At 66.9% G+C, this 12,296-nt stretch carries 8 protein-coding genes; 2 read left to right on the forward strand and 6 right to left on the reverse strand.

Going from position 1 to position 12,296, the window contains the following annotated elements; translation table 11 throughout:
• Nucleotides 1–56 precede the first annotated feature (56 nt).
• From AC1MBE_RS13750 to AC1MBE_RS13765, 4 genes are all read right to left on the reverse strand, one after another.
• A complete protein-coding gene (locus AC1MBE_RS13750; protein WP_479779074.1) occupies nt 57–1,727 on the reverse strand; it encodes an alpha-amylase family glycosyl hydrolase in 1,671 nt (556 codons plus the stop codon).
• Between the two features lie 147 nt (nt 1,728–1,874).
• Nucleotides 1,875–2,825, reverse strand: coding sequence for a lipid kinase (locus AC1MBE_RS13755; RefSeq protein WP_479779075.1), 951 nt, complete (start codon nt 2,823–2,825; stop codon nt 1,875–1,877).
• Between the two features lie 35 nt (nt 2,826–2,860).
• Entirely contained in the window at nt 2,861–4,537 is a 1,677-nt protein-coding gene (locus AC1MBE_RS13760; protein ID WP_479779076.1) for a thiamine pyrophosphate-binding protein, read from the reverse strand.
• A 122-nt stretch (nt 4,538–4,659) separates the two neighbouring features.
• The gene (locus tag AC1MBE_RS13765; RefSeq protein WP_479779077.1) at nt 4,660–5,163 is read right to left on the reverse strand and encodes an Lrp/AsnC family transcriptional regulator; all 504 of its coding nucleotides are present in this window, start codon (nt 5,161–5,163) and stop codon (nt 4,660–4,662) included.
• A 93-nt stretch (nt 5,164–5,256) separates the two neighbouring features.
• Here AC1MBE_RS13765 and hisC point away from each other — a divergent pair, with 93 nt between their 5' ends.
• Nucleotides 5,257–6,354 (forward strand): histidinol-phosphate transaminase, encoded by a 1,098-nt coding sequence (hisC, locus tag AC1MBE_RS13770; protein ID WP_479779078.1) that lies wholly within the window; start codon nt 5,257–5,259, stop codon nt 6,352–6,354.
• A 55-nt stretch (nt 6,355–6,409) separates the two neighbouring features.
• Entirely contained in the window at nt 6,410–7,822 is a 1,413-nt protein-coding gene (locus AC1MBE_RS13775) for an amino acid permease (RefSeq protein WP_479779079.1), read from the forward strand.
• Between the two features lie 403 nt (nt 7,823–8,225).
• Here AC1MBE_RS13775 and AC1MBE_RS13780 read toward each other — a convergent pair whose 3' ends face one another.
• Together AC1MBE_RS13780 and AC1MBE_RS13785 are read right to left on the reverse strand one after the other, a co-directional pair.
• Nucleotides 8,226–10,154 carry an FG-GAP repeat domain-containing protein gene (locus tag AC1MBE_RS13780; protein ID WP_479779080.1) on the reverse strand — a complete coding sequence of 643 codons (1,929 nt, stop codon included), beginning with the start codon at nt 10,152–10,154 and terminating at the stop codon, nt 8,226–8,228.
• A gap of 1,662 nt (nt 10,155–11,816) precedes the next feature.
• Nucleotides 11,817–12,287, reverse strand: coding sequence for a hypothetical protein (locus AC1MBE_RS13785; protein ID WP_479779081.1), 471 nt, complete (start codon nt 12,285–12,287; stop codon nt 11,817–11,819).
• Between the last annotated feature and the right edge of the window lie 9 nt (nt 12,288–12,296).

A 12,296-nucleotide genomic window follows, 5' to 3' on the forward strand; every position in this document is an offset into this window, starting at 1 on the left:
TTAGGTGCCGGCGTCGCCTGTGCGGCGGGCAGTGGCACCACCTTGCCACGCTCGCGTCAGCCCCGCAGCACCCACGCGGCGTTGTTCGGCTGCAGCCAGCCGTCCTGCTCCAGCGCTTCGGCGCTGAGCAGCACCGTCCCGTCCGGGAGCCGCACGGGTTTATCGCCCATCGCGACGGCGATGAGGAAGTGTTCGTTGCGTCCGCAGATCAGCAGGTTCCCGCCCTCGACCCGCCAGATGCCGCCGTCGTTTGCGGTGAACACCTCGCTCTTCCACAGCTCCCGGCGCAGCGCTAACGCCGATTTGGCCAGGTTCAGGACGGACTCGGCGTCCTGCTCCTGCCGTTCGACGGCGTGCCTGCCCCAGCCTGCGGGGACCGGAAGCCAGGGCTCGGAGGGTGGTCCTTCAGCGGTGCCGAGTGTGAAGCCGTGGTGCAGCGCGGGATCGTCGGTCCATGGCAGCGGCACGCGGGCGCCGTCGCGGCAGACGCCGCCGCGGGCCCACATCGGGTCCACCCGGGCCTCCAGCGGGACGTCGACCTCGGGCAGCCCCAGCTCCTGCCCCTGGTACAGGTACGCCGGTCCCGGCAACCCCAGCAGGGCCACCAGCGCCGCGCGGGCCCGCAGGGAACCGAGCTCGCCGCCGCGGAAGCGGGTGGCGGCGCGGACGATGTCGTGGTTCTCCAGCGCCCACGTCGGCGTGGCACCGTGCACCAGGCGGGCAGCCTCAAGCTCATTGCCGACGGCGGCCCACGCCTCCGGGTCCCAGCCCAGCTTCACGAACGCGAACGCGAAGGCCTGCTGCATCTCGTCCGACCGGGTGTAGCGGGCGGCGCGGGCCGGTTCCAGGTTCACCTCGCCCACCAGCAGGCGGTGCGGCTGGTACTGCTCGGCCAGGGTGCGCCAGCGGCGGTAGACCTCGTGGACCTCCTCCTGGTCGGAGACCTGCGGGTTGGACCGCAGCCCGTCCACCACGCCGCCCTCCGACGGCGAATCCGGCAGTCCCTCGGCCTTAAACAAGGCATGGGCGACGTCGATCCGCAGCCCGTCCACGCCCTTGTCGAACCAGAACCGCAGCACGCCGTCGAAGTAGTCGCCGACGGCAGGGTTGCGCCAGTTCCAGTCTGGCTGCCCGGCGGAGAAGAGGTGAAGGTACCACTCGAGATCCGTCCCGGACGACTGGTTAGCGCGGCTCCAGGCCCGGCCGCCAAAGACGCTCTGCCAGTTGTTCGGAGGAGTGTCGCCCGCCGGACCTTGGACGAAGTGGAACAGCTCCCGCTCCGGCGAGCCCGGCCCGGCCGCCAGCGCCGCCTGGAACAGCGGGTGCTCGGAGGAGCAGTGGTTCGGAACGACGTCGAGCAGGACCTTCAGGCCCAACGCGTGCGCCCGCTCCAGCAGCACCTCGAACTCCTCCAGGGTTCCGAACAGCGGGTCCACGCCGCAGTAGTCGGACACGTCGTAGCCCTGGTCCACCTGCGGGGAGGGCTGGAACGGGGTCATCCAGATCCCGTCGACGCCGAGGGCTGCGATGTACGGCAGCCGCGCGGTAAGCCCGGCGAGGTCGCCCACACCGTCGCCGTCGCCGTCCGCGAACGAGCGCGGGTAAACCTGGTAGATGACCGCCGACTCCCACCACTGCACGTCCGGCGTGAGAGCGGTTTCCTCCGCAGCAGGGAGAGCGGCGGGGGAGACGTCGGCGAACTTGGCGACATTGCGGATGGTGACCACTGCTTCTCCTCCCTGAGTGTGCCTGCGGGTGCTGTGCGAACGCACTACGGAAGCCTAGCGGAAACGGTTTACGCAAACGGTTTCGTTGGCTGCACCAACACTAAGGGAAGAGGCGGCTAGGGCGTGACTGTTTAGGAAACAACGCCCTCAGGAGGGTGTGCTGGCGCCCGGTCCGTCGAACGATGCGCTCGTGCTGCTCTGGGGCACCACCACGTGGACGGCGTTGCGCTGCACGGTGAGGTCGGTGGGCGTGGTGGTGGCGATCTCGCCGTCGAGGTTCACCGGCAGCGGCTGGTCGGTGACCAGCCGGACCCGCCTGGTGGTGAGGTGGTACACCCGGTCGTGTTTGATGAAGCTTCCGTCCTTGAGCAGCCGTGCGATGCTCACGTGCTCCCGCAGATGCCCCGCCAGGATGGCGTAAATGTCAAGGGTGTGGTCATCGATCCCTGCGGTGGGGGAGACCGTGTTGCCGCCGCCGTAATGCCGGCCGTTGCCGACCGCCACCTGCAGCAGATCCTCGAGCTTCAGCGGCTCGTGGTCGCCGTCCGGGAACTCGAGGCGGGCCCGGAACGGCTTGTGCCGGGCATAAGCCCGAAGCGTGGCGATGCTGTAGGCCAGTGGCCCGATGTACCGCTTCAAGCGGGGGCTAAGCGCTTCGGTAACCGCCACCGAGAGGCCCACGGAGGCGACGTTGAGGAACGGCTCACCGTTGGCCCGGCCGAGGTCGATGTCCACCACCTTGCCGTCGGCGACGGTGGCGCAAGCCTCGGCGAGGTTGTTTGGTATCTCCAGCGTGCGGGCGAAGTCGTTGGCGGTGCCCAGTGGGAGGACGCCGAGCACCACTTTGGTGCCGGCCACCCGGCCGGCGGCGTAGGAGACGGTCCCGTCGCCGCCACCGACTACAACCAGGTCATGCCCGTCCGCAAGCACCCGGTCAAGCGTCGCGGCCAGGTCCGCCCCGGACCGCACACGGTGCACGGAAGAGACGGGCACGCCTGCCGCGCGCATCGCGTCCACGGCCTGCTCGGACGCCGCCCCGCGGCGTGATCCAGCGTTGATCACCACGGCGGCGGAGCGTGCGTCCCGGGCTGCCTTCATGGGGATCAGGGTAGCCCGCGGACCTGTGAATTCCGTCAGCCGGCCACCGGCGCCTTTCTCGCGGCCCGCGAGGCTTCCATCCACTCGCTCAACCACGGGGCCCGGACGCTCGAGGTGATCCGGCAGTCGGCCACGAAGGTTCCCCTGGCGCCGGCGTCGATCCAGTCGGTGAGCGCGGAAAGGTCCTCCAGCGAGCGGATGATCGCCGATTCGGCACCGAGGGCCCGGGCGACGCCGCTGAAGTCCACCTCGGGGATCAGCATGGGCTTCTCGGTCAGGCCCTGGGACCCGTACTGGTGGATTTCGGCTCCGTAGGCGGCGTCGTTGTAGATCACGACGACGGCGCTGCGGGCGGCGCCGATCAGCGATTCGAGGTCGGACAGGCCCATCAGGAAACCGCCGTCGCCGGAGGCCAGCACCAGGGTGCGGTCCTCCTCCACCGCACGGGCTGCCCCGACGGCGCTGGCCAGGCCCAGCCCGATGGTCTGGTAAGCGGTCCCGACCATGACCAGGTCCTGTGGCCGCGGGATGCGCCAGTACATGGGTGCCCAGCCGACGAAGTGCCCTCCGTCCTGGACCACCGTGCGGCGCTCGGGCAGCACCGCGTCCAGCGCCTTCGCGAGGGAGCGCGGGTCCAGCCGGCCGCCCGGGGTCTCCGCTGCGCCGGGGTGGTGGGCCGGTCCCTCGGCCAGGCGTTTGCGGGCTTCCGCGCGCCAGGCTTCGGAGGGGCGCGCGGCCGGCGCGGCCGGGTCATCCAGCAGCGTCAGGAGGCGTTCCGCAGCGGACTTCACGTCCCCGCTGACGAACGTGTCCACCCGGGGGTGCGTCGGCTGCAGGGCGGCGTCGATCTGGATGACCGTGCTGTCCGGGCCGAGCAGGTGACCGAACCGCATGGTGAAGGGGCTCAGGCTCGCGCCCGCCACGAGGACGACGTCGGCCTCGCCCATGAGCCCGGCCGCGGTGTCAGTGCCGAAGCCGCCCGCGACGCCGAGGTAGCCGTCGCCCTCGAGGAGGTTGAGGGCCAGCGCGGTTCCGGCGGTCAGCGCGGCGAGACGGTCGGCGAGCTTCCGGAGTTCGGGTCCGGCGCCGGCCAGATGCGCGCCGCGGCCGGCGAGGATCAGCGGCCGCTTCGCCCCGGCGAGAAGGCGGGCCACCTGCTCCAGGCCGCCGTCGACGTCGTCGCTTCCGGCCGGCGCCAGGGCCGCCGGAAGCTCTTCATCCGCAGCCGGGAGTGCGGCAAGGTCGTAGGGGATGGCAATCACGACGGCGGTGCGCTTGGTGAGTGCGAACTCCACCGCCTGCTGCGTGATGGAACCCGCGGCCTCGCGGGTGACGGTGAAGGTGGCGGCGCCCAGGCCCGCGGCGATGGCCGCCTGGTCCACGTCCTGGGGGCGGGCGCCGGTGGTGGGGGCGTCCCCGGTGACCAGCACGACGGGGATTTGCGCCTGGACTGCTTCGGCCAGCGCGGTGAGCGCGTTGGTGTAGCCGGGGCCGTAGGTGGTGGTGCCCGCTGCGAGACGTCCCGAGGCCCGGTAGTAGGCGTCGGCTGCGGCGATGGCGGCGCCCTCATGGCGGACCGCGGAGAAGCGAAGACCCAGCTTCTCCGCGGCGTCCAGGAAGTAGACGTTTCCGTTGCCCATGACACCAAACAGGTCGGTGAGATAGCTGCTGAGAACCTGTGCCACGCGGCCGGAAACGGTGAGGGAAGTCATGCAGGAAGCATGTGGGCTGGGTCACGAATGGGCAAGAGCCTCGACTTTGGATGGGACTTTTGGCAGTCAGGCCCCGGTTGAGGTGAAAATATGCACACTCAGGACGGGGTGCGCCTCGGGCCCTACTCGGCGGGGCGCGACTCCTGCTCCGAGAGCCGGGCCAGCAGGCCGTCGTAGCGCGGGGGCAGGAGCTCCAGCACGGAGATGGCGGTGCTGGTCCGCTGGATGCCGTCGATTTCCAGGATCTGGTTGGTGATGCGGTAGAGGTCGGCCGTGCCGCGGGCCACCACCTTGGCCATGAGGTCCGCATCCCCGGTGGTGGCGTGCACCTCGATCACCTCGGGGATCGCGGCGAGCCCGTCCTCCACCGCCCCGGTGCGCGTCTGGCTGATGGACAGGGAGAGGAAGGCCATAAGCTCATACCCCAGCGCGGCGGGGTCCAGCCTGCGGCTGAAGGACCGGAGGGCGCCGCTGCGCTCCAGCCGCGCCAGGCGGGCGTGGACGGTGTTCCGGGCGACGTTGAGCGTCCGCGAGAGTGCCAGAGCGCTGGCTTCGGGATCCTTGTCCATGGCCAGGATGATCCTGCCGTCGAGGGAATCCAGGGTGCGAGGCTGTGGGTTGGTCATATTTTCACCGCAGTCAGTAGAAGTTGAGCAGAAGTCCCAATGGCATGAGGTTATCTTGCATTGTGTGGCGGGTCACAATCATGATCGGTCCTCATGACCTCTGATCAGCTCCTGACCGCACCGGCCACAGCACTTCCCGCGCTTCGTGGCGCCGTGGCCGGACTTCCGTCGTACGTCCCGGGACGGCGGAGTGCCGGCCTGGACATCGCGGCCCTCGCCAGCAACGAAAGCCACTACGAGCCCCTCCCCGCGGCGGCCGCAGCGGTGACCGAAGCGGCCGGCACCATGAACCGCTACCCGGACAGCGCCGCCGTCGAACTCCGCGAACGGCTGGCCCGGCACCTGGGCGTCACCGCCGGGGAAATCGCGGTGGGACCCGGCAGCGTGGGGGTCCTCCAGCAGATCATCACCGGACTGTGCGACGCCGGCGATGAAGTGATCTTCGCCTGGCGCTCCTTCGAGGCGTATCCCATCCTGGTTGAGCTGGCCGGCGCCCGGCCGGTCCGCATCCCGCTGGACGACGCCGAGGGCCACGACCTGGAGGCCATGGCCGCAGCCGTCACCGACCGCACCAAGGTGATCCTGCTCTGCACCCCCAACAACCCCACCGGCGTGCCGATCAGCCACGAGCGCATCGAGGCGTTCCTGCGGTCCGTCCGCTCCGACATCCTCGTGGTGGTCGACGAGGCCTACGTTGAGTACGCCGACACGGGCAGTGGCCCCGATTCCCTGGCGCTTTACCGCCGGTACCCGAACGTCTGCATCCTGCGCACCTTCTCGAAGGCCTACGGACTCGCCGGCCTGCGCGTGGGCTACGCCGTGGCGGCGCCGGCCATCGCCGAGGGACTGCGCCGCACCGCGCTTCCCTTCTCGGTGAGCGCGCTGGCCCAGATGGCTGCGATCGCGTCGCTGGATGCCGGGGACGAGATGGAATCCCGGGTAGCGGCCGTCAAGCAGGAGCGCGCTCGGATGGCTGCCGAGCTGGAAGCGCAGGGCTGGAATCTGCAGCCCAGCCAGGGCAATTTCCTGTGGATCCGGGCCGGTGACACCCTCCGGGAGGCGCTGGTCGACGCGTTTGACCGCGCCGACATCCTGGTGTGCGGGTACCAGGGCGACGGCGTGCGCATCACCGTGGCCGACCCCGCCGCCAACGACCGCGTGCTCCGGCTCCTGGCCACCCACGCTGGCTGACAACTGACTTACCCCATCCCCTAACTCCGTTCCGCCTACGACCAGAGGAATCCCCATGGAACAACAGACAAAGACGTCTGCCCGCGCGCTCGGCGCGGCCCTAAAACCCCGGCAGCTCACCATGATGGGCCTGGGCAGCGCGATCGGCGCGGGCCTGTTCATCGGCTCCGGCGCCGGCATCCAGGCCGCCGGCCCGGCGGTGCTGATTTCCTACCTCGTCGCCGGCACCCTGATCATCCTGGTGATGTGGGCGCTCGGCGAGATGGCCGCCGCCAACCCGGACAGCGGCGCCTTCTCTGTCTACACCGCCAAGGCCTACGGGCCGGTGGCCGGCGCCACCGTCGGCTGGCTGTGGTGGATCCAGCTGGTGGTGGTCATCGCGGCCGAGGGGCTCGGTGCCGCCGGCCTCCTGGCCACCATCTTCCCGGCCCTCCCGGTGTGGCTGATGGCGTTTATTTTCATTGTGGTGCTCACGGCCGTGAACCTGACCAGTGTGAAGAACTTCGGGGAGTTCGAGTTCTGGTTCGCCCTGCTCAAGGTGGCGGCGATCGTCGGGTTCCTGCTGGTGGGCTTTGCGCTGCTCTTCGGCTGGCTGCCGGGCGTGCAGTCGCCGGGCCTGTCCAACTTCATGGGGGAGGGCTTCGCGCCCAGCGGCTTTGCCGGGATTGCGACGGCGCTGTTCGTGGTGGCCTTTGCGTTCGGCGGCACCGAGATTGTTTCCGTGGCTGCCGCCGAGACGGCCGAGCCTGCCCGCAGCGTGAAGAAGGCAGTCCGGACCGTGCTGTGGCGCATCCTGGTGTTCTACATCGGCGCCATCTTCATTATCGCGGCCGTGGTCCCCGTGGGGTCGGACGGGCTGAAGAGCCCGTTCGCCGCGGTGCTGGACGCCGCCGGCATGCCCGGTGCCGCCACCGCGATCACCCTGGTGGCCGTCGCCGCGCTGCTCTCGGCGCTGAACGCCAACCTCTACGGTGCGTCCCGGATGGCGTACTCCCTCGCGGAGCGCGGCGAAGCGCCGCGCCTGCTGGCCGCGGTGTCCAAGGCACGGGTTCCGGTGGTTGCCGTCCTGGCCAGCGTTGCCTTCGGCATCGTCACGGTGGTGCTGGAGCTGGCCTTCCCGGAGATGGTCCTTCCCGTCCTGCTGAACATTGTGGGTTCGACCTGCCTGCTGGTGTGGACCTCCGCCCTCCTGGCCCAGCTCGCCCTGCGCCTCCGCGCCGACCGTGCGGGCACGGAGCTTCCCCTGCGGATGCCCGGTTTCCCGGCGCTGACGGTGTTTGGCCTGGTGATCCTCGCGGCGATCTTCACGGTGGGCTTCATCGGCGAGGATTCCCGTCCCCAGCTCCTGAGCACGTTCGCCCTCGTGGCGCTTCTTGCGGTGGGTTGCTGGCTGAACCAGCGGAACCGTAAGGTCGCGCCGGTTGCGGAATCCTCGGAGCGTGCCAAGGAACCGGCGCTGATCGACTAGACCACGTGCCGCGGACTCGCATCGCGGGGCCGATGAGTGCGGAGGGCGCGTCCGGCTTTGGCCGGGCGCGCCCTTCGGTTTTGGTTTGCCCGGTTGTTCATGCTGATGGTCTCCGGCGTGATCATGGCGGAGATGAGGACGACGCCGGCGGCCCGGAAGGTGCGCCGGGTTGGGCGTATGCGGCGATGCAGGCAGACCTGGCTCTAGTGCGGCAGAGCAGGACGGCGTAGCGGCGTTGCGGGTTTCCTCGGGGCAGTCCCCATTCATCGTCGGCTCGGGCGTACCGTTGACGCCGAGGAGTTCTGCAATGGCAGGGACCCGGGACTGAAAGACGTTACCCTTATCTCTTTTGGCTGCTACTTTCGCGGCCTTGAAGTCCCGAGCGCTCGCTTTGCTGTCTAGGTCAGGTCAGCGCGGTCATGGCGTTCCAGCCGCTGCCGATTCGTGCCCGGGTGAGGAAGGCCCCTTTGCCGTTGCCGGGGTAGAACCACAGGATTCCGGTGTTGTCCCTGGCCAGCAGGTCGGCCCGTCCGTCACCGTTGAGGTCTCCGGTGCCGGTAATGGATGTCATGGCGTTCCAGCCGCTGCCGATTCGTGCCCGGGTGAGGAAGGCTCCTTTGCCGTTGCCGGGGTAGAACCACAGGACTCCGGTGTTGTCCCTGGCCAGCAGGTCGGCCCGTCCGTCACCGTTGAGGTCTCCGGTGCCGGTAATGGATGTCATGGCGTTCCAGCCGCTGCCGATTCGTGCCCGGGTGAGGAAGGCTCCTTTGCCGTTGCCGGGGTAGAACCACAGGACTCCGGTGTTGTCCCTGGCCAGCAGGTCGGCCCGTCCGTCACCGTTGAGGTCTCCGGTGCCGGTAATGGATGTCATGGCGTTCCAGCCGCTGCCGATTCGTGCCCGGGTGAGGAAGGCTCCTTTGCCGTTGCCGGGGTAGAACCACAGGACTCCGGTGTTGTCCCTGGCCAGCAGGTCGGCCCGTCCGTCACCGTTGAGGTCTCCGGTGCCGGTAATGGATGTCATGGCGTTCCAGCCGCTGCCGATTCGTGCCCGGGTGAGGAAGGCTCCTTTGCCGTTGCCGGGGTAGAACCACAGGACTCCGGTGTTGTCCCTGGCCAGCAGGTCGGCCCGTCCGTCACCGTTTAGATCTTTCGACCCCTTAGCTGATACAGCAGTCGTTTTGAAGGTTGCGGCCCAGGACGCGGTGGCGCCGGGGGTGAGGATGTAACCGGTCTTGGTTTTCGCGGTGACGGTCACGGTTCCGGTGGCGGGGTAGGTCCCGGCCGGCTTAGTGGTTGCGCCGACGAGGTAGTCAATGCCGGTGGTTGCCGGGATCGTGTAGGTGTCGGCGGCGGTGCCGTCCTTGTCGGTGAAGACCACGGCGGCGGGGGTGACCTGGAAGGGGGTGGTTTTGAAGGTTGCGGCCCAGGACGCGGTGGCGCCGGGGGTGAGGATGTAACCGGTCTTGGTTTTCGCGGTGACGGTCACGGTTCCGGTGGCGGGGTAGGTCCCGGCCGGCTTAGTGGTTGCGCCGACGAGGTAGTCAATGCCGGTGGTTGCCGGGATCGTGTAGGTGTCGGCGGCGGTGCCGTCCTTGTCGGTGAAGACCACGGCGGCGGGGGTGACCTGGAAGGGGGTGGTTTTGAAGGTTGCGGCCCAGGACGCGGTGGCGCCGGGGGTGAGGATGTAACCGGTCTTGGTTTTCGCGGTGACGGTCACGGTTCCGGTGGCGGGGTAGGTCCCGGCCGGCTTAGTGGTTGCGCCGACGAGGTAGTCAATGCCGGTGGTTGCCGGGATCGTGTAGGTGTCGGCGGCGGTGCCGTCCTTGTCGGTGAAGACCACGGCGGCGGGGGTGACCTGGAAGGGGGTGGTTTTGAAGGTTGCGGCCCAGGACGCGGTGGCGCCGGGGGTGAGGATGTAACCGGTCTTGGTTTTCGCGGTGACGGTCACGGTTCCGGTGGCGGGGTAGGTCCCGGCCGGCTTAGTGGTTGCGCCGACGAGGTAGTCAATGCCGGTGGTTGCCGGGATCGTGTAGGTGTCGGCGGCGGTGCCGTCCTTGTCGGTGAAGACCACGGCGGCGGGGGTGACCTGGAAGGGGGTGGTTTTGAAGGTTGCGGCCCAGGACGCGGTGGCGCCGGGGGTGAGGATGTAACCGGTCTTGGTTTTCGCGGTGACGGTCACGGTTCCGGTGGCGGGGTAGGTCCCGGCCGGCTTAGTGGTTGCGCCGACGAGGTAGTCAATGCCGGTGGTTGCCGGGATCGTGTAAGTGTCGGCGGCGGTGCCGTCCTTGTCGGTGAAGACCACGGCGGCGGGGGTGACCGGAGTGAGTGGCACAGCAGCGTTCAAGAATGTGAAATCCATGCTGGCCATTTCTGGGAGCGTCTGACCTGACGTGTCGCGGGCGTAGTTTGCCCAGACCTCGCCGGAAGCCAAAAACTCGATGTACCCGCGGGGGCTACTGAGGCTCACCCTCGTAAGTTTGTAATCGTTCGACTTCTGCCACTCATTCAACGTCCCCGTGGCGGTGCCGGTAAAGCTATCGGAGCCCCTCCAGGACGCACTGGTCGACGCCCCGTTAGGTCCCTCGAAGATGAAAACAGCTTCTTGGATCGCAAGGTCCTTGACCTGCCAATCAATGGAGATCGTCTCGTTCGGCCCGATCACGTCAGGCGACGTCCGAGTCATGCTAACGAGCCAAGGAATTAGGGAGTTCGTCCCGGGGTTTAGAAAGGTGAAATCCATGCTGGCCATTTCTGGGAGCGTCTGACCTGACGTGTCGCGGGCGTAGTTTGCCCAGACCTCGCCGGAAGCCAAAAACTCGATGTACCCGCGGGGGCTACTGAGGCTCACCCTCGTAAGTTTGTAATCGTTCGACTTCTGCCACTCATTCAACGTCCCCGTGGCGGTGCCGGTAAAGCTATCGGTGCCCCTCCAGGACGCACTGGTCGACGCCCCGTTAGGTCCCTCGAAGATGAAAACAGCTTCTTGGATCGCAAGGTCCTTGACCTGCCAATCAATGGAGATCGTCTCGTTCGGCCCGATCACGTCAGGCGACGTCCGAGTCATACTGACGAGCCAAGGAATTAGGGAGTTCGTCCCGGGGTTTAGAAAGGTGAAATCCATGCTGGCCATTTCTGGGAGCGTCTGACCTGACGTGTCGCGGGCGTAGTTTGCCCAGACCTCGCCGGAAGCCAAAAACTCGATGTACCCGCGGGGGCTACTGAGGCTCACCCTCGTAAGTTTGTAATCGTTCGACTTCTGCCACTCATTCAACGTCCCCGTGGCGGTGCCGGTAAAGCTATCGGAGCCCCTCCAGGACGCACTGGTCGACGCCCCGTTAGGTCCCTCGAAGATGAAAACAGCTTCTTGGATCGCAAGGTCCTTGACCTGCCAATCAATGGAGATCGTCTCGTTCGGCCCGATCACGTCAGGCGACGTCCGAGTCATACTAACGAGCCATGGAACCAGGGCGCCAGAGGTCGCAGAGTCGGCCGCCAAGACGGGCGGGGCAACTGATCCCAGGATAAGGAGGATTGTTAGGAACCCACACCACATCGATCGTGTTCTGCCAATACAATGCGGAGTGTAAGCACGACGTTTCTGTCTCATCTTCAAGTCCCCCAATGGCGCCGACCAGGCAATATTCAGTCATGCCTAGCGCAGACTCTCTAGATTGTAGCTCCAATCCAAAAGCAATTTAGTACAGAAACAAGGGAACGATTGACCGATGTTGGGTCCTCCGCGCTTAGATTTTCCAGGCTACTGGTATGAAGAAAGTTGACTCAGGGCGACGAACCATTCAGCGGCGCTGAACCGTCGAAGCAGGTTCTCGCATCGACCCGCTAGGTATCGCCTTCCTTCGGCCCGAAGACCGCGTCCTTCCACAGCTTCCGGCGCAAGGCCCGTTCATCCGTGGTCAGGGTCCAGCGAGGACACGACGCCCTGCTGTAGCTCGACGGTGTGGCTGCCCCAGCCGGAGATCGGGGTCATCGCTACTCAGAAGGCTGCTGCGCCCGGTTCGAGAACCGTTAGTCCTCGAACCTCCCCCGAAATTTCTACGATGCCTTGATGAAGGTCGGCCTGGAGATTTTCAAGTAGGAAGGCGTAGAAGTTGGGCGTTTCCTCGCTCTCCTCCAAATACCGATTGCAGGATCGCACCATTCGTGAAAGAGCCTCTGCAGTCGGTGAGTCTTGCCGGACTTGGTCGCGAGCTCGACGGATGTGATCGCGAATGTCGAGCACACTCAGTCCCGCGCGTTGGAAGTCTGCCCTTTCTTTAGCATCCAAGATTTCTTGGGGAGCCGTGATGGAAAGAGCGCGACGGTGGTAGAGGTCGTTTACGAGTCCCCGTAACGCTTGATTCTCCTGCCGTCGCTGTTGAACGAGGAATGTACCGTAGGCAGTGCCCACCGTCAGAAATGCGCCGATAACCGCAACTAGAACGTCCGGCCAAAAGGTGTCCCACATGAGAAGAGT

The sequence above is a fragment of the Arthrobacter sp. BG5 genome (assembly GCF_056680155.1).